The organism is Mycolicibacterium sp. MU0053, from assembly GCF_963378095.1.
GTDB lineage: Bacteria > Actinomycetota > Actinomycetes > Mycobacteriales > Mycobacteriaceae > Mycobacterium > Mycobacterium burgundiense.
This window is the reverse complement of sequence record NZ_OY726397.1, coordinates 1165663-1183464: the sequence shown is the minus strand read 5'-3', so window position 1 is coordinate 1183464 and position 17802 is coordinate 1165663. Positions and strand designations below refer to the sequence as shown.

The window sequence follows — 17802 nt, the reverse complement described above, 5'->3', positions numbered from 1 at the left end:
TCCAATCGCAACCGCACCGCGCCTCGGAATTGTGCAACTTGTTGCATAGGACTCGCGGTATCGCCTACTGTGTGCCCATGGCGCTGCCCCACGCGATCCTGGTGTCGCTGTCCGAGCAGTCCGGCTCGGGATATGAACTGGCGCGCAGGTTCGACCGCAGCATCGGCTACTTCTGGAGTGCGACGCATCAGCAGATCTATCGCACGCTGCGCGTGATGGACGCCGACGGCTGGGTGCACGGCACTCCCGTCGCGCAGCAGAACCGGCCGGACAAGAAGGTCTATACCGTCTCCGAGCTGGGGCGGGCCGAACTCGCCCGGTGGATCGCCGCCCCGCTGGACGGCGTGGGCACCGCGTTGACCGACGGCCGCACCCGCGATCTGGCGGTGAAGATCCGCGGCGCCGGTTACGGCGGAGCGCACGCCGTGGCCGCGTTGCGTGAGCAGATTGTCGCGCTGCGAACCGAACGGGCGGCAGCGCTGGACACCTACCGCGGCTTCGAGAAAAGCCAATTCCCGGACCCCGGTCGGCTCTCGGGCACCAGCCTGCATCAATACCTGGTGCTGCGCGGCGGCATCCGGGCCGAGGAGGGTTCGATCGACTGGCTCGACGAGGTACTGACCGCACTGGAAAGGCAGTCATGACCGCTTACCCGAATCTGCTGTCGCCGTTGGATCTTGGCTTCACGACGCTGCGCAACCGCGTCGTGATGGGCTCGATGCACACCGGACTCGAGGATCGCGCCAAGGACACCGGACGGCTCGCCGAGTACTTCGCCGAACGCGCCCGCGGCGGCGTCGGACTGATCATCACCGGCGGCTACTCCCCCAACCGCACCGGATGGCTGCTGCCCTTCGCGGCGCAGCTGCTGTCGTCGACCGAGGCGCGGCGGCATCGCCGCATCACCGCGGCGGTGCACGACGAGGGAGCCAAGATCCTGCTCCAAATCCTGCACGCCGGGCGCTACGCCTACCACCCGCTGTCGGTCAGTGCGTCGTCGATCAAGGCCCCGATCAACCCATTTCGGCCACGGGCGCTGTCCGGGCGCGGGGTGCGGCAGACCGTCGACGACTTCGTGAGGTGCGCGGTGCTGGCCCGCGAGGCCGGCTATGACGGCGTCGAGATCATGGGCAGCGAGGGCTATCTGCTGAATCAGTTTCTGGCTCCCCGCACCAATCGCCGCACCGACGCCTGGGGCGGCACCCCGGAGAAGCGCCGCCGGCTGCCGGTGGAGATCGTGCGCCGCACCCGGGCGGCGGTGGGTTCGGACTTCATCATCGACTACCGGCTGTCGATGGCCGACTATGTGGACAACGGCCAGAGCTGGGACGAAATCATCGCGCTGGCACAAGAAGTCGAAGAGGCCGGGGCCACGCTGATCAATTCCGGCTTCGGCTGGCACGAGGCCCGGGTGCCCACGATCGTCACCTCGGTGCCCAACGCCGCCTTCGCCGACATCAGCAGCGCGGTGGCCGAACACGTCGGCATCCCGGTGGTGGCGTCCAACCGGATCAACATGCCCGAGGCCGCCGAGCAGATCCTCGCCGACACCCACGTGCAACTGATCTCGATGGCCCGACCGTTGTTGAGCGATCCGGCCTGGGTGGCCAAGGCGGCCGCCGATGCCGCCGACGAGATCAACACCTGCATCGCCTGCAATCAGGCCTGCCTGGACCACGCGTTCGTCCACAAAACCGTGTCGTGCCTGGTCAATCCGCGTGCCGGACACGAGACCACGCTGGTGCTCGGACCCACCGCTCGGGCCCGTTCGGTGGCGGTCGTCGGTGCCGGTCCGGCCGGGTTGTCGACGGCCGTGACCGCCGCCGCGCGCGGCCACCGCGTGACGCTGTTCGACGCGAACGACTTCATCGGCGGACAGTTCGACCTGGCCCGCCGGATTCCGGGCAAGGAGGAATTCGACCAGACGGTCCGCTATTACACGACCATGCTGGCCAAGCACGACGTGCAGGTCCGGCTGGGCACGCGGGTCGGCGCCGCGGACCTCGTCGGATTCGACGACGTGGTGCTGGCCACCGGAGTGGCGCCCCGCCTGCCCGACATCGTGGGAATCGATCACCCGATGGTGCTGACCTATCCCGAAGCGATCTACGGGGTCAAACCCGTCGGAGCCCGCGTCGCGGTGATCGGCGCCGGCGGAATCGGTTTCGACGTCAGTGAACTATTGGCCACCGACGAATCCCCCACGCTGAACCTCAAGGACTGGCGGGCCGAATGGGGCGCGCCGGCACCGCACGAGGGGCCACCGACGTTGCGTGGCGCGTTGGCGACGCCGATCCCCGCGCCACCCGCGCGTGCGGTCTACCTGCTGCAGCGCAGCCCCGGCCGACAGGGCCGCGGCCTGGGCAAGACCACCGGCTGGGTCCATCGGGCGTCGCTGAAAGCCAAAGGCGTACAGCAGCTTTCCGGGGTCAACTACGAGCGCATCGACGACGACGGACTGCACATCAGCTTTGGCAAGAACCGCAAGAATCCGCGGGTGCTCGCCGTGGACAACGTGGTGGTCTGCGCCGGACAGGAACCGGTGCGCGATCTCGAGGACGGCCTGCGCGCCCGGGGCATCGACCCGCACATCATCGGCGGGGCGGCGCTGGCCGCCGAACTCGACGCCAAGCGCGCCATCCGGCAGGGCACCGAGCTCGCGGCCCGTCTCTGACCCCTGCCCGCCCCCCAACAATTCGCGCGAGCGTGCGAGTCCCCGGCCGACACGCCGCGATAATCACGGGGTTTGCGCCCGCTCGCGGCAGGTGTCAGGCCTGTCGCAACGCTTCGATGTTGACGGTGACGGTGACCTTGTCGCCGACGACCGCCCCGCCCGTCTCCAGCGGCATGTCCAGGTCAATGCCGAAGTCCTTGCGGTTCAACACCACCGAAGCCTCGAAGCCGGCGACCTCGCCGCTGCCCATGCCGGGGCTGATGCCGCCGAACTCCAGGGCGAGGCTGATCGGCTTGGTCACGCCATGCAAGGTGAAGTCGCCGTTGAGCACGTAGTCGTCGCCCTTTGCCTCGACGCCGGTCGAGCGGAACGTCGCGGTCGGGTACTTCTCCACGTCAAAGAATTCGGCAGACTTGATGTGCGCGTCGCGCTGCTCGTTGCCAGTGTCGACCGAGGCGACGTCGATCTCGGCCGAAACCGACGGCGTCCCGTCCTCGGCAACGGTGATGGCGCCGGAGAAGGTGCCGAAGTTCCCGCGGACCTTGCTCACCACGAGGTGGCGCACCGAGAATTGGATCGCCGAATGCACCGGGTCAATGGTCCAGGTGCCGGCGCTCAGTGGAGTCGTTGTCAGTACGGTGGTCATCGTGCTCCTAGGGGTTGCATGGGTCGCGGGCCTTCCGCGCCACCTCTAGGCATAACCGGACTCCGGTCCGGATAATTCCCGAGCGGTCACTGCGCCAACGTGCGCAAACCACGAAGATTCTGCGGCCTGTCGCCCGGGGACACGCCCGCTCGCGGGGTTGGGAGGGCGGCGGCGTCGAGTTCGGGGACGTCGTGGCCGGTCAGTCGGCGATGGAAGGCCCAGGCGGTACGCCGGCCGTGCAGCTTGGCCTTCTCCGCAACCGGGCCGCTGAACATGGCGTCGACGGTCTCCACCCACAGCGTCAACCAGCGCAGGAAATGCTCGTGGGTCAGCGGATGCTTGAGATGCACCTCGCGGTGCACCTCCAACGCGCTGCGCTGATAGAGCCGGGCCCGCAGCAGCATGGTCTCCCAGAAGTCGCACATCACCGGCAGGTGTTCGTCCAGGCCCTTGGCGCGGACTTCGCTGAACGGCTCGGCCAGCACGTCGTCGATCAGCGCCTGGCCGTAGAAGCGGGACAACAGCGCGTACACGTCGGCCCGGTCGGTGATATCGGAGCGCACCATCGTCGGAACAGTCATGCTTTTCCTTTCACCCGGCCAACAGCAGGACGCCGGCCACAATCAGCCCGAGCACCTTGATGAGCTCCAGCCCCAGGTAGACGAAGTGCACCCGGGACCGCTGCTCGGATTCCGCCGCCCCGGCGAGCACCGCATTCGAGCGCCGCGTCAGCCGGGGCCGCACCGCCAGCACTTGGATGAGCAGCGCCACGATCGCCACCCCCGCCGCGACCGCGGTCGTGACCGACGGCGATCCGAGGACCAGGGCGACGACGACGAGCACCGCCAGGACCATTTCGCACGCGTTGAGCGCCCTGAACACCAGCCGACCGATACCCAGCCCGATCGGCAGCGTGACCCCGGGCGCCCGGAACTTCAGCGGCGCCTCCAGGAACGAGATGGCCGCCACCATCCCCAGCCAGAAGAAGATCGCCCCCGCCGCGACCGCGCCCGCGGCACTCATGACGACGCTCCGCTCAGTTGCGCCACGCACAGGTCCGGCTCGACGAACGGGGTGAGGTCGTCGACGGCGATCGGGGCATCCCAGGCCTCCATCGCGCCCTGCATCAGTCCCAGATGCACGGGACACACCACCCCGGGGTGCACCTTCGCCAACTCCAGAAAGGGACAGTGCCGCAACCCGATCCGCGCGCCTTGCACCTCGGGCGCGAAGCCGAGTTCATCGAGAAGTTCCACCAGCTGCCCGACCGGTTCGTCCTGCGCGGCGTCGCGTCGCGAGCGGCCGAGTTCGGCGCCGATGGCCCGGCCGGAGGCGGTGGCAGTCTTGACGGTGTCGGCGCTGCGGGCCAGCGAATCGGTCAGCGCCGCGGCGAGCAACCGGTAGTCGCGCGGTCCGGCCGGATCCATGCCCCTGGTCGCCGCGAAAAGCTGCGGCGGGCGACCCGGCTTGGCCTGGCGGACGGCCACCCGCTCCACCTGCCCACTGTCCTGCAACGCGTCGAGGTGAAACCGGACGGTGTTGGGGTGTACCTGCAGTTGCTCGGCGATCGCGGCGATACTCAGCGGCTCCTCGGCGTCGCGAAGGATCGCCAATACGTCGCGGCGCCGGCCGCCGGCCTGGGTGTTCACTGCTGCGGCGGCAGGCTGGCGACCAACGGTGCGTCGGCACCGATGGGTCCCAGTTTCGCCGCTCCGCCGGGCGATCCCAGCGGTCCGTCCTGACCCGGCAACGTCTCGGTGAAAAACTCTGCGTTGTCTGTCGCATACGGGGTGAGCTCGTCCGGTAGATCGTCCTCGTAGTAGATCGCCTCCACCGGACACACCGGTTCGCAGGCGCCGCAGTCCACGCACTCGTCGGGATGGATGTACAGGGCCCGGCCGCCTTCGTAGATGCAGTCGACCGGGCACTCCTCCACGCAGGCCCGATCCTTCACATCCACACAGGGCTTGCCGATCACGTAGGTCATGAGCGATAGTTTACACAACAACCGCTTGTAGAAACTAGGGAGATTCTCGATGACCGAACAGCAACTCGATGTCCGCGGACTCCCCAAACCCGACAAGCACCCGGCGATTTTCGCGGCGTACGCCCACCTGCCCGTGGGCGGCTCCTTCGTGCTGGTCAACAACCACGACCCGAAACATCTGCGCGACGAGTTCGACGCCGACTACCCCGGCAGCCACGACTGGACGTATCTGCAACGCGGCCCCAAGGAGTGGCACATCCTCATCGGCAAGCGCACCGCCACGGCGTTGCCGCGCGTCCTGGTCAACACGATGCGCACCGCCGAAGCCCAGGACGCCGACGCCACCGGCGCGGTGTGGAACATCCCGGTGGCCCAGCGGGACCTGGACTCCAACATCGTCGCGCTGGCCCCGGGCGGCGGGATCGACAGCCACACCGGACCGGACCTTGACGTGCTGATCTATGTGCTCTCCGGTGACGGTCAATTGACCACCGAACTGGAAACCCATCTCGCGCTCGCACCGGGCGATCTGGTCTGGCTACCGCGACGGTCGCAGCGCAAGTTCAGCGCGGGCCGCAACGGGTTGCGGTACCTGACCGTGCACCAGCGTCGCAAAGCCCTCGTTCTGCAACCGCCGGAACCGCGGTCCCGGCCATGACCGCCGCGCCCGAGGTCCCCGCGCCCGTCGGCGACACGCTGGTGGCGGTGCGACCCTTCCGGGAACGGTTGGGGCCCAAGGGGAATCTGATCTACCAGGTGATCACGACCACCGATCACAAGCTCATCGGCATGATGTACATGGTCGCGTGTTTCACCTTCTTCTTCATCGGCGGCCTGATGGCATTGCTGATCCGCGCCGAACTCGTGGGCCCGGGGCTGCAGTTTTTCTCCACCGAGCAGTACAACCAGTTGTTCACCATGCACGGCACGGTGATGCTGCTGTTCTACGCGACACCCATAGTGTTCGGCTTCGCCAACCTGGTGCTGCCGCTGCAGATCGGCGCCCCCGATGTCGCCTTCCCGCGATTGAACGCAATGTCGTTCTGGCTGTTCGTCTTCGGCGCGCTGATCGCGCTATCGGGCTTCATCACCCCCGGCGGGGCCGCCGACTTCGGCTGGACCGCCTACGCGCCGTTGTCCGACGCCATCGGATCCCCGGGCGCCGGCGCCGATCTGTGGATCGTCGGCCTGGCCGTCAGCGGGCTGGGGACCATCCTCGGCGGGGTGAACATGATCACCACGGTGGTGTGCATGCGCGCCCCGGGGATGACGATGTTCCGGATGCCGATCTTCACCTGGAACGTCTTCATCACGAGCATCATGGTGCTGATGGCCTTTCCGTTGCTGACGGCGGCGCTGCTGGGCCTGGCCGCCGACCGCCACCTCGGCGCGCACATCTACGACCCCGCCAATGGTGGGGTGCTGCTCTACCAACACCTCTTCTGGTTCTTCGGGCATCCCGAGGTCTACATCGTGGCGTTGCCGTTCTTCGGCATCGTCACCGAGATCTTCCCGGTGTTCTCCCGCAAGCCCGTCTTCGGCTACACCACGCTGGTGTACGCGACGGTCGCGATCGCGGCGCTGTCGACCGCGGTCTGGGCCCACCACATGTTCGCCACCGGCGCGGTGCTGCTGCCGTTCTTCTCGCTGATGTCGTACCTGATCGCCGTGCCCACCGGGATCAAGTTCTTCAACTGGCTGGGCACAATGTGGCGGGGGCAGTTGACATTTGAGACGCCGATGCTGTTCTCCGTCGGCTTCATGGTGACCTTCCTGCTCGGCGGCCTCTCGGGCGTGATGCTCGCCAGCCCGCCGCTGGACTTCCACATCACCGACACCTACTTCCTGGTGGCGCACTTCCACTACGTGTTGTTCGGCACCATCGTGTTCGCGTCGTTCGCCGGGGTGTACTTCTGGTTCCCGAAGATGACCGGAAGGCTGCTCGACGAGCGACTGGGCAAGCTGCACTTCTGGTTGACCCTGATCGGATTCCACACCACATTCCTGGTGCAACACTGGCTCGGCAACGAGGGCATGCCGCGCCGCTATGCCGACTACCTGCCCACCGACGGGTTCACCACGCTCAATGTCCTCTCGACGATCGGCGCGCTGCTACTGGGGATCTCGATGCTGCCGTTCGTGTGGAACGTGTTCAAGAGTTGGCGCTACGGCGAGGTGGTCACCGTCGACGATCCCTGGGGCCACGGCAACTCCCTGGAATGGGCGACCACCTGCCCACCACCACGGCACAACTTCACCGAGCTGCCCCGGATCCGTTCGGAGCGACCGGCTTTCGAACTGCACTACCCGCACATGGCGGAACGGCTGCAAGCCGAAGCCCACGTGGGACGGTCCCATCAACAACGAGGTGTGAAATGACGAACCAGCAACTGGACATCGAGGCGCTCGGCGACCACGATTACCTCGCCTACGTCGGCATGGACGACGACACCGTGACGCTTCGGGTGCGCGCCGACCCCGCCGTGGTGAGCCGCATCGCCGGCGTCGAGGCCGACGAGACCCGCGTGATCGCAGCGACCATCGCCTACCTGACCGAACGCCAACGCGCCGACGACCTGCCCACCGACCTCGACCTGCAGGACGTCGCAACGTTTTACGACGACTACGTTGAGCACCTGCACAGGGAACTGCAGCGCTAGGACAGGTCCCGCGGGACGGCGCTACGCGCCGTGGGCGCTGTAGGTGGTGGTGCGTTGGCGGGCGGGTCGGCCGATGCCGGTGGCGATCGCGGTCAGTTCTTCGACCGATTTGGCCGAGCCGTTCTCGGAGCCGGCCATCCGGGAGATGGTTTCTTCCATCAGGGTGCCGCCGAGGTCGTTGGCGCCGCCTTGGAGCATCACCTGGGTGCGTTCCACCCCGAGTTTGACCCAGCTGGTCTGGATGTTGGCGATCCGGCCGTGCAACATGATCCGGGCCAGCGCGTGCACGGCGCGGTTGTCGCGGTGGGTCGGGCCGGGCCGGGCGGCGCCGGCCAGATACAGCGGCGAGGATTGGTGTACGAACGGCAGCGGCACGAATTCGGTGAATCCGCCGGTGCGGTCCTGGATCTCGCGTAGCACGTTGAGGTGGCCCACCCAGTGCGCCGGGGTGTCGACATGGCCGTACATCATCGTCGAGCTCGAGGGCAGCCCCACCTCGTGGGCGGTGGAGACGACCTCGATCCACATCGAGGTCGGCAGCTTGCCCTTGGTGAGCACCCACCGGACCTCGTCGTCGAGTATTTCGGCGGCCGTGCCCGGAATCGAACCCAGACCGGCCTCGCGCAACTCGGTCAGCCACTGCCGGATGCTCGACCCGGTCTTGGTCACGCCGTTGGCGATCTCCATGGGCGAGAACGCGTGCACATGCATCGCCGGCACCCTGGCCTTGACCGCCCGCACCAGATCGGCGTACCCGGTCACCGGCAACTCCGGATCGATCCCACCTTGCATACACACCTCGGTGGCCCCGGCGACATGAGCCTCCCACGCCCGATCCGCGACCTCCTCGACCGACAGCGAGAACGCATCGGCGTCGCCCTTGCGTTGGGCGAACGCGCAGAACCGGCAGCCGGTGTAGCAGATGTTGGTGAAGTTGATGTTGCGGTTGACCACGTAGGTGACGTCCTCGCCCACGGTGTCGCGGCGCAGCGCATCAGCTAAGGCGGCCACCGCCTCCAGCGCCGGACCGTCGGCGGTGGCCAGCGCCAGATACTCGTCGTCGCTGCAACCGGCCGGATCCCGCTCGGCTGAGCGCAACGCCGCGAGCACATCGGTGTCGATGCGCTCCGGGGCGCGCGCGGCCAATTCGTGCACCTGCGCCCGGATGGACTCCCAGTCGCCGAAGGCGCTGTCCAGATCGCTGCGGGTCTCGGTCAGCCTGCCGTCGGTGTCGATCGCGGTGTGCAAATCGGTGCGCCCCAACGACTCCGAGGCCTCATCGGGTTCCTGCCACGGCAACCCGACCGGGTTGACCTCGCGCGCCCACCCGGTGGCCGGATCGGCCAGGGCATCGACATGGGCTCGTACCCGCGGGTCGATCCACGCCGACCCGGCCTGCACGTAACGCGGCTGCGCGGTCAACCGCGCCACCAGGTCGTAACCGGCCTCGGCGGTGATCTCGGCCAACTCCTGCAGCGCCGGCCACGGCCGCTCCGGATTGACATGATCCGGCGTCACCGGCGACACCCCACCCCAGTCGTCAACACCGGCGCCCACCAACGCCAGACACTGCTGCCGCGACACCAGATTCGGCGGAGCCTGCACCCGCATACCGGGCCCCAGCACCAACCGCGTCACCGCGATCGTCGCCACGAAGTCCTCGAAGCCGGCATCGGGCGCCGCCGCCATCGCGGTGTGGTCCTTGGCCCGGAAGTTCTGCACGATCACTTCCTGGACATGTCCGAACTCCTTGTGGGACTTACGGATCGCATGGATCGTCTCGGCCCGCTCGGTCAACGTCTCGCCGATACCGACCAACAGACCGGTGGTGAACGGAATCGACAGGCGCCCCGCATCGGTCAGCGTCCGCAGCCGCACCACCGGATCCTTATCCGGGCTGCCGTAATGCGCCTCGCCCTTGGTCTCGAAGAGCCGACGCGAGGTGGTCTCCAGCATCATGCCCATCGACGGCGCCACCGGCTTGAGCCGCGAGAGCTCCGACCAACTCATCACACCCGGATTCAGGTGCGGCAGCAGACCGGTTTCCTCCAGCACCCGAATCGCCATCGCCCGCACGTAATCCAACGTCGAGTCATACCCGCGCTCATCGAGCCACTGCCGGGCCTCAGGCCACCGCGCCTCCGGACGATCCCCCAGCGTGAACAACGCCTCCTTGCAGCCCACCGCGGCACCCTCGCGGGCCACCGCCACAATCTCATCGGGCTCCATGTACATGCCCAACCCCGCCGCCCGCAACTTGCCCGGCACCGTCACAAACGTGCAGTAATGGCACGTGTCGCGGCACAGGTGGGTGACCGGAATGAACACCTTCGGCGAATAGCTGATCGGCAACCTGCCAGCCGCACCGCGCCGACCCGCCGACTCCAAACCCGCATCACGCACCCGCGCCGCACTGGCACACAAATCAGCCAGATCATCACCACGGGCACCCAGGGCAACAACAGCCTCATCGACATTGAGCGCCACCCCATCACGCGCCCGGCGCAACACCCGCCGCATCGCGGCGGGACTGGACACCACCGGTTCGGCGGGGATGGACGGCGTGGGCAGGTCGGAGTGCTGCGGGTTCAGAGCCACTCCCGTGTAACCCGTCGCTGATTGAGATTCATCCGTGCGTCCCACCATCTGAAACCTCGGCGCTGCCTGACCGCACCCACCCTAGCCGCGCGGGCGCGGCCGCCGCACACGCCGGTACCTCTGCGTGCGACTTACCACGATTGCGGGACCGACGCCGGATCTGATCCACTCGGGGTACAGCGTCAGCGAGGACTGTTCCCGGCTGCCCGATCAGCCCGTGGCGGGGCGGTGACGGCCCCGTCACGCAGCAGCAACCAGGCGCTGGGCCCGGCGCCCACGACGATCAACAGGATCGGATAGAAGGCGCGCAGTCCTGATCCGCCGAACATCACGTCGCCCCCGGGTCCGCCGAAGGTCAGTACGGCCACGGTTCCCAACCACGTCCACAACGGCAGCGCCGCCAGGCGCGTTTCGCTGGTCCACTGCGCGGCGGCCCACACCAGGGCGAGGTTGACGACGCCGGCGATCAGCGCGCTGACGGGGAACGGGATGGCCCCGATGTAGGAGGGCAGGAACAGCGCGGCCATGACCGCACAGATGATTCCGTCGATGGCCAGTAGGCCCAGGATGACGGGGCGTGCGGCGGAGTCCAATCCGCGTCGGTCGATCAGGTCGGGACGCTGTCGAGCAGTCCGGCCAGCGACCCCACGACCCACTGGAAGTTGTCCATCCGGTCCTGCCAATGCTGCAGGTTCGGGTCCAAATCTGGATCCATGGTCCGCCCCTTCCGATGTGCCGCTGTCGGGGAGCCTACCCGAAACAGGTAGCGCGCTACCCGACTCTCCGGCGCCATTACGCAAGTTGGGTCGACCTCGCTTCCCGGCCCCGCGGCCGGTCGTAACTTCGGATGCGCGCCAAGGCTCGCCGGCGGGACTGAGAGGGGGCAGTCCCGCCGGCGTCTCGTTGTCGCTAGACGTCGACGAGTCCGGCCAGCAGGTCGGTTTCCCAGCCCCGCTCGTCACGGTCGCCGGCCACACCCGAGGCCAGGACGTAGTACTCGTGCCCGAGGATGGGCAACGCCAGGTTGTTCGACAGCGCTGCGGCCCGCCCCGTCGGCCCCACGGTGACCTGGGTGGCGTGCGCGCCCAACGCCTCGATTTTCGCGTCCAGGCCCTCGACGGCGTCCACCATCGCGGTGATCTGGTCGTCCTCGAAGCCGAAATCGAGGTCGCTGGGCGGGACGACCCAATGCGGCAGAATGTCGTCGTCGCCCAGTTCCGAGATACCGGCCTGCAGCGCGGATTTCGACATCACCGTCCAATAGAACTTCGGCACCTGCCAGGGCTCGCCCGGGTAGTCGTCGGTGGCCGCTGCGGCGACCGCCGCGGTGGTGATCTGATGGGCGCGGATGTGGTCGGGATGCCCGTAACCGCCGTTGGGGTCATACGTGACGACGACGTGGGGGCGCAGTTCGCGCACTATGTCGACCAGGGCGCCGACGGCCTCGTGTTGATCGGCGTCCACAAAACGCTGCTGCTGCGACCGCGGCTCGGTGCCCGCCATCCCGGAGTCTCGCCAGTGCCCCGCCCCGCCGAGGAAAATCGGGTCGTCGATTCCGAGCAGGTGCAACGCCGAGCACAGTTCGGCGATCCGGTAGCCGCCGAGCTGGTCGGCGAAGTCGGCCGCCAACTGCGCCCAGCGGTCGCCGATGACCTCTCCCTCCTCACCCAGCGTGCAGGTGACGACGTACACCTCGACACCGCGGGCGGCGTAGTGGGCAATGGTCGCTCCGGTGGTGATGGTCTCGTCATCCGGGTGGGCGTGGACGAACAGCATGCACGGCCGCGCGTTTCGCATCGACATAGCCTAAGCGTGGTAGCTGGCCGCGCGATGCAGCAACGCCGAGGTCGAGGCGATCCGCTCCCCAGCGGCGTGGGCCGGCACCGACGGTTCGCCCGCGGCGCCGCCCGTGAACAACCCGTGACGAAGCTGAGAAGAACCTTAAATGTTGCCGGTCCCTCCCGGTAGCTTCGCTGGCGTCGGGGTTGTTGACGAGGAATCCAGGGGGGTTCATATATGAAGCGTGTCCAGTGCGGTCTGACGGCGGGGGTGGCGCTCGTGGGCGCCAGCGTGATTGCGGTCGCGCCGGTAGCACCAGCAGCAACGGCGAAATCGGCCACCTTGCCGGTGGCGATGATGGCCAGCTACACCGAAGCTCCGCCGGAGCTACTGGCGCTGTCCGCGCAGCGGATCGTCGAGGGCCTGGCCGCGGCGCCGCTGAACCCGCTGATCATGGCGGTGGCGATTGCCGGCAATGATCGCGAATTGCTGTACGCGGCGCTGCGGCAGAGCATCGATGGCCCGCTGTGGGCCGCCGATCCCGCCCTGGAAGCGCTGGCGGACATCCTTCCCGCTCAGCTCGGCGGGGGTTCGGGCAACGAATCCACCACGGCCGACGGCGACGGCACGCTCCTGCAGTTCCGCAACGACGTGCTGTGGTCGGCCACCGCCCAGGCGCGCAACTTCGTTGCCGACGTACTCGAGGTCCCGTCGACCATCGACGCGAATCCCGCAGCAGTCCTGGCGACCGGATTCACCTCCTCCGCAACGAATTTCGCCACCGGACTGGCGCTGGCCCCGCTCGGGCTGATCCCGATTGCCGAAGCCATCGCCACCGGTGAAGAAGCCGACCTCTACCGCGCCATCAGGCAGTACATCGACGCACCGCTGTGGATCGCCGATCCGAGCATCGAGGCCGTCGCGCGGGTACTTCCGGAGTCGCTCGGTGGCGGCACCGACAGGCAACCCGAGGTGGCCGGTCCCGAGGACGGCGCCCTCATGCAGTTCCGCAACGACGTGTTGTGGCAGGCCAGCGCGCAGACGCGGACCGTGGTCGCAGACGCGCTGGGCGTCGACCCGAATCTGAACACCTCCGAGTCCGAGGCCGTCGGTCTTACCGCCGGCACCGAACGGAAGACCTCGAACCGTCAACTGCCACAGCGGCTCTCGTCGGTCGCGCCAGAGTCGGACACGGCGGGCGTCCCGAAGAGCAAGCCGCGCCCCGTCCGGGCGGCCGTCACGTCGATCAACAAGCAGCTGCAGTCGACCTCGGACCGTATCGATCGCACCGTCAAGCGGCTCACCACGCCGAAGAGCAAGAAGAAGAACGGCACCGGCGTGGCCACCGAGTCCGAGACCTCCGAGAAGTCGGAAACCACCGAGGACTGAGGTCGCCCGCTACGGCGTCTTGGTCCAGATCCCTGCGTCTCCAACGATGCCTACCGGCACCGCGCCGGACAGGCTGACGTTGTGCACCGACGGTCCCGCGGCCACGATCGTGGTGTCCTGCAGGATCGGAAGCACCGCCCACATGTTCCACAACTTGGGCTCGACGTCCTCTATCACGTCGTCGATGTCCAACGAACCGTCGAGCGCCCCGTCGATCGCGGGTTGAATGCTGCGATCGCAGACCTGGGTCAGGTTAGAGGGGGCCTGCACCAGGCGCCCGTCTTCGGGCGTGGGCGTCGGCGGTGTGGTCGTGACGGTGGGCGCCGCCGGCGGCTTGGTCGGAGACGGCTGAGCCGTCGGCGGCGGCGGGGGTTCCACCGGCGGCGGTGCACCGGAGGTCGACACCGTGGTGGCCTCCAGCGCCCGGCACCCGTAGCGCGACTCCAGCCGTGTCGCGAGGTCTCCACCGGCGTGACGCCAGCCGACAATCGCATCAAACCTGTTGTTCGCCAACGCCTCCCCATAGAGCGTCACCGGATCCAGCGGTAGCACCGAGGCCGCTATCCCGGCGTTGCGCAACTGGTCCGCCGCGGTGTTGGCCACCGCGACCGAGGTCGAGTCGTTGGATGCCACGCCCAGGACGAACGTCAACTGTTCGCCGTCCTTGCTGATCCGCCCCCGCGTCGCGCCCTGGGGCGGGGCGGGCTCCTCGGGGACGGGAGTCTCCTGTTCGACGATGTATCCGGCGCCCTGGAGCAGACCCAGGGCGGCGTCGCGGCTGAGTGCCGCCGGCGCCGTCGGCACATATCCGGGATCCGACGGCGAGCGCACCTGTGCCTGCGCCAGCGTCACGGTGTTGTCGCTACCGGCGCCCACGGCGGCCAGCAGGTCGACATCGAGCAGGCCCAAGATGCCCTTGCGCACTTGCGGATCCGTCAAGTGCGGCTGCTGACCTCGCACCGTCAGCTGCATGACCCGCGGCGTGACGATCCGCGAGGTGCGCACATCCGGAATGGCCGACAACTGGGCGAACGTGGCCGCTCCGCCGTGCACCTGGGCCACCTGGGTGTCCCCGTTTCGAATCGAATCAGCCAGTGCCGCAGGCGCTCCGGCCCGGCGGAACAGAATCTGATCCGGCACCGCCGGCGGACCCCAGTACCGGTCGTTGCGCGCCAACAGGATCTCGTCGCGCTGCGGGTCGATGGTCTCCACCCGGAACTGTCCGCCGGTCACCGGCATCACGCGGGCCAACCCCGCGGGGAAGCCGCCCGGGATGTCCTTGACGATGTGCGCGGGCACGATGTTGGCGAACAGTTCGCGCCAGGCCAGGTAGGGCTGGGAGAAGGTGACCACCGCGGTCTTGCCGCCGTCGACCGACTGCACTCCGGTGATCAGGTCGTAGCCCGCCGGGTCGACGACACCGGGCTGGCTGACGATCTGCCGCCACAGGTACCAGAAGTCGTCGGCGGCGATCGGGGCGTTGTCGGTCCAGGATGCCTCGGGCCGAATCTTGTACGTCACCGTGAACGGGTCCTCGTCGGTGACCTGGGCCGACACCAGCAGGGTGTTGTCGATCTCCCAGCGCGATCCGGTCGGGCTCTTGGTGTCGGGCACCGGACGGAAGGCGCTGGGCAGTACCAGCGCGCTGATCGCGGCGTTGACCGGGGATTGGTCCGACAGCAGATGGGGGTTGAAGCCCGGACCGACGTTGTCGATCCCCATGATGATCTGCGTCGCCTTGGGCGGCGGGGGTGGGGTGGTTTCAGTGGTCTCGGTGCTCTGCGGCGCCGGCGGCGGGCTCACGGTGCAACCGCCGGTGACCAGCAGCGACAGTAATGCCGCAGTCGTCATGAGGCGTCTGCGAGCGGTTGGCACGCCCATCAGGGTATCGGCACGCGTGTGTGCCTTCGTCAACGCTCAGCGCGGGGCGCCGAGTCAGACCTTGTCCTGCTGCTTCGCCCGCGCCTTCGCCCGCGCCCGCAGGCTGGCCACCAGTTCCACCTTTCGCACCCGCACGATCTCCGGGGTGACCTCCACGCACTCGTCGACCGCGCAGAACTCCATCGCCTTCTCGAGATCCAGTTCCAGCGGCTTGGCCAGCGCCTCGAACACCTCGGAGGTCGAGGCGCGCATGTTGGTCAGCTTCTTTTCGCGGGTGATGTTGATATCGAGATCTTCCTGCCGCGGGTTGATGCCCACCACCTGTCCCTCATAGGTGTCCTGCCCCGGCTCGACAAAGAACTGCCCGCGATCGGACAGCTGGATCATCGCGAACGGCGTGACGGTCCCGGTACGGTCCGACACCAGCGATCCGGTGTGCCGGGCCCGGATCTCCCCGGCCCACGGGCGGTACCCGTCGAACACCGCGTTGGCAATCCCGGTGCCGCGGGTCTCGGTGAGGAACACCGTCCGGAAGCCGATCAGACCGCGGCTGGGCACAATGAATTCCATCCGCACCCAGCCGGTGGAGGGGTTGGACATTTCCTCCATGCGCCCCTTGCGGGCGGCCATCAGTTGAGTGATCGCCCCGACGAATTCCTCGGGGCAGTCGATGGTCAGCGCCTCGAACGGCTCGTGCAGCTTGCCGTCGATGGTGCGGGTGACCACCTGCGGCTTGCCCACCGTCAGCTCGAAGCCCTCCCGACGCATCTGCTCGACCAGGATCGCCAACGCCAGCTCACCGCGCCCCTGCACCTCCCAGGCGTCCGGCCGGCCGATGTCGACCACCCGGATGGACACATTGCCCACGAGTTCGGCATCCAAGCGGTTCTTGACCATTCGCGCGGTCAGCTTGTGGCCGGACACCCGGCCCGCCAACGGCGAGGTGTTGGTACCGACGGTCACGGAGATGGCCGGCTCGTCGACCGTGATGCGCGGCAGCGCGTGGGCATGGTCGGGGTCGGCCAGCGTGTCGCCGATCATGATCTCGGGCAGGCCCGCCACGGCCACGATGTCACCCGCTGTCGCCTCGGCGGTAGGTGCGCGCTCGACGCCCTCGGTGGCGAGCAGTTCGGTGATCTTGGCGCTGGTGATAACCGGTTGGCCGTCCACCTCGCGCATCCACGCGACCTGCTGGCCCTTCTTGAGGCGGCCGTTGGCGATGCGGACCAAGGCCAGTCGGCCCAGGAACGCCGAGGCGTCGAGGTTGGTGACCAACGCCTGCAGCGGCGCATCGGGATCACCCGACGGCGGCGGGATGTGCTCCATCAGCACGTCGAACAGCGGGTTGAGATTCTCCCCGTCCGGCACCTCGCCGTCGGCCGGTTGGGTGGTTGAGGCCACGCCGGCGCGACCCGAGGCGAATAGCGTCGGCAGCCCCAACGCATGCTCGGCGGCTTCCGCGGCCGCGTCGTCCAGGTCGGCGGCCACGTCGAGCAGCAGATCATGGCTGTCGCTGACCACCGCCGAGATCCGCGCGTCGGGCCGGTCCGTCTTGTTGACGACGAGGATCACCGGCAGATGCGCGGCCAGCGCCTTGCGCACCACGAACCGGGTCTGCGGTAGCGGTCCCTCGGAGGCGTCGACCAGCAAAACCACGCCGTCGACCATCGACAGCCCGCGTTCGACCTCGCCGCCGAAATCGGCGTGCCCGGGGGTGTCGATCACGTTGATGACGGTGACCGTGCCATCCGGGTTGTGCCGGTGCACCGCGGTGTTCTTCGCCAGGATCGTGATGCCTTTTTCTTTTTCCAGGTCACCGGAGTCCATGATGCGTTCGGTGGCATCATCACCTCGGTGGGTCAAGGCCCCCGATTGCCGCAGCATGGCGTCGACCAGAGTCGTCTTGCCGTGGTCGACATGGGCGACGATCGCGACGTTTCTAAAGTTGGGGCGAGAATTCACTAACAGATTGTCGCAGTGCAGGCCCCCTATCACGAAAACGAGACCCCACAGCCACGTGAAGTCAAGCAAGTTCGGCAGCCTCAAGCCGAAGAAGAAGTGCTGCCGCAGCAAGCCGCGCTGCAAACGTTGTCCGCTGGTACTCAACAAGGTCCACAAGGCCGAAATCCTGGGAATCCGAGGCAAAGAACTCCACAAGGTCTACAAGCGCGCCCGGAAGTCCTGAACC

Annotated in this window: 17 protein-coding genes; 7 read left to right on the top strand and 10 right to left on the bottom strand. The window is 67.6% G+C overall.

Annotated elements, in window-relative coordinates; translation table 11 throughout:
* The first annotated feature begins 77 nt into the window (after window positions 1–77).
* Together RCP80_RS05615 and RCP80_RS05610 are read left to right on the top strand one after the other, a co-directional pair.
* The gene (locus tag RCP80_RS05615) at window positions 78–644 is read left to right on the top strand and encodes a PadR family transcriptional regulator (protein WP_308481397.1); all 567 of its coding nucleotides are present in this window, start codon (window positions 78–80) and stop codon (window positions 642–644) included.
* Entirely contained in the window at window positions 641–2674 is a 2034-nt protein-coding gene (locus RCP80_RS05610) for an NADPH-dependent 2,4-dienoyl-CoA reductase (protein ID WP_308481396.1), read from the top strand. Before RCP80_RS05615 ends, RCP80_RS05610 begins: the two co-directional genes overlap by 4 nt.
* A gap of 94 nt (window positions 2675–2768) precedes the next feature.
* Here RCP80_RS05610 and RCP80_RS05605 read toward each other — a convergent pair whose 3' ends face one another.
* The 5 genes from RCP80_RS05605 to fdxA form a co-directional block, all read right to left on the bottom strand.
* Window positions 2769–3320 (bottom strand): YceI family protein, encoded by a 552-nt coding sequence (locus RCP80_RS05605; RefSeq protein ID WP_308481395.1) that lies wholly within the window; start codon window positions 3318–3320, stop codon window positions 2769–2771.
* Window positions 3321–3406: 86 nt separating this feature from the next.
* Entirely contained in the window at window positions 3407–3901 is a 495-nt protein-coding gene (locus tag RCP80_RS05600) for a group III truncated hemoglobin (protein WP_308481394.1), read from the bottom strand.
* Between the two features lie 10 nt (window positions 3902–3911).
* Window positions 3912–4343, bottom strand: a complete 432-nt coding sequence (locus tag RCP80_RS05595) for a hypothetical protein (RefSeq protein ID WP_308481393.1) — start codon at window positions 4341–4343, stop codon at window positions 3912–3914.
* On the bottom strand, window positions 4340–4969 hold the full coding sequence (locus RCP80_RS05590; RefSeq protein WP_308481392.1) for a helix-turn-helix transcriptional regulator: 630 nt from the start codon (window positions 4967–4969) through the stop codon (window positions 4340–4342). Before RCP80_RS05590 ends, RCP80_RS05595 begins: the two co-directional genes overlap by 4 nt.
* Window positions 4966–5307 carry a ferredoxin gene (gene fdxA, locus RCP80_RS05585; RefSeq protein WP_308481391.1) on the bottom strand — a complete coding sequence of 114 codons (342 nt, stop codon included), beginning with the start codon at window positions 5305–5307 and terminating at the stop codon, window positions 4966–4968. Before fdxA ends, RCP80_RS05590 begins: the two co-directional genes overlap by 4 nt.
* A gap of 49 nt (window positions 5308–5356) precedes the next feature.
* On the opposite strand from fdxA, the gene RCP80_RS05580 reads away from it, so the two are divergent.
* From RCP80_RS05580 to RCP80_RS05570, 3 genes are read left to right on the top strand one after another with little or no spacing between them, the layout of a single operon-like run.
* Window positions 5357–5965, top strand: a complete 609-nt coding sequence (locus RCP80_RS05580) for a DUF2249 domain-containing protein (protein ID WP_308481390.1) — start codon at window positions 5357–5359, stop codon at window positions 5963–5965.
* Window positions 5962–7686, top strand: coding sequence for an aa3-type cytochrome oxidase subunit I (ctaD, locus tag RCP80_RS05575; RefSeq protein WP_308481389.1), 1725 nt, complete (start codon window positions 5962–5964; stop codon window positions 7684–7686). Before RCP80_RS05580 ends, ctaD begins: the two co-directional genes overlap by 4 nt.
* The gene (locus tag RCP80_RS05570; protein WP_308481388.1) at window positions 7683–7967 is read left to right on the top strand and encodes a hypothetical protein; all 285 of its coding nucleotides are present in this window, start codon (window positions 7683–7685) and stop codon (window positions 7965–7967) included. Before ctaD ends, RCP80_RS05570 begins: the two co-directional genes overlap by 4 nt.
* A gap of 21 nt (window positions 7968–7988) precedes the next feature.
* On the opposite strand, the gene RCP80_RS05565 is transcribed toward RCP80_RS05570, so the two are convergent.
* The 3 genes from RCP80_RS05565 to mshB form a co-directional block, all read right to left on the bottom strand.
* Window positions 7989–10565, bottom strand: a complete 2577-nt coding sequence (locus RCP80_RS05565) for a bifunctional FO biosynthesis protein CofGH (RefSeq protein WP_308481387.1) — start codon at window positions 10563–10565, stop codon at window positions 7989–7991.
* 182 nt (window positions 10566–10747) lie between these two features.
* Complete coding sequence (locus tag RCP80_RS05560) at window positions 10748–11221, bottom strand: hypothetical protein (protein ID WP_373693451.1); 474 nt, start codon at window positions 11219–11221, stop codon at window positions 10748–10750.
* Window positions 11222–11474: 253 nt separating this feature from the next.
* Entirely contained in the window at window positions 11475–12362 is an 888-nt protein-coding gene (gene mshB / locus RCP80_RS05555) for an N-acetyl-1-D-myo-inositol-2-amino-2-deoxy-alpha-D-glucopyranoside deacetylase (protein ID WP_308481385.1), read from the bottom strand.
* 219 nt (window positions 12363–12581) lie between these two features.
* On the opposite strand from mshB, the gene RCP80_RS05550 reads away from it, so the two are divergent.
* Window positions 12582–13733 (top strand): hypothetical protein, encoded by a 1152-nt coding sequence (locus RCP80_RS05550; RefSeq protein ID WP_308481384.1) that lies wholly within the window; start codon window positions 12582–12584, stop codon window positions 13731–13733.
* 9 nt (window positions 13734–13742) lie between these two features.
* On the opposite strand, the gene RCP80_RS05545 is transcribed toward RCP80_RS05550, so the two are convergent.
* Both RCP80_RS05545 and typA read right to left on the bottom strand, forming a co-directional pair.
* The gene (locus RCP80_RS05545) at window positions 13743–15614 is read right to left on the bottom strand and encodes an ABC transporter family substrate-binding protein (protein ID WP_308481383.1); all 1872 of its coding nucleotides are present in this window, start codon (window positions 15612–15614) and stop codon (window positions 13743–13745) included.
* A 54-nt stretch (window positions 15615–15668) separates the two neighbouring features.
* Window positions 15669–17576, bottom strand: a complete 1908-nt coding sequence (gene typA / locus RCP80_RS05540) for a translational GTPase TypA (protein WP_308481382.1) — start codon at window positions 17574–17576, stop codon at window positions 15669–15671.
* A gap of 55 nt (window positions 17577–17631) precedes the next feature.
* Here typA and RCP80_RS05535 point away from each other — a divergent pair, with 55 nt between their 5' ends.
* Complete coding sequence (locus RCP80_RS05535; RefSeq protein WP_308481381.1) at window positions 17632–17799, top strand: hypothetical protein; 168 nt, start codon at window positions 17632–17634, stop codon at window positions 17797–17799.
* Window positions 17800–17802 lie beyond the last annotated feature (3 nt).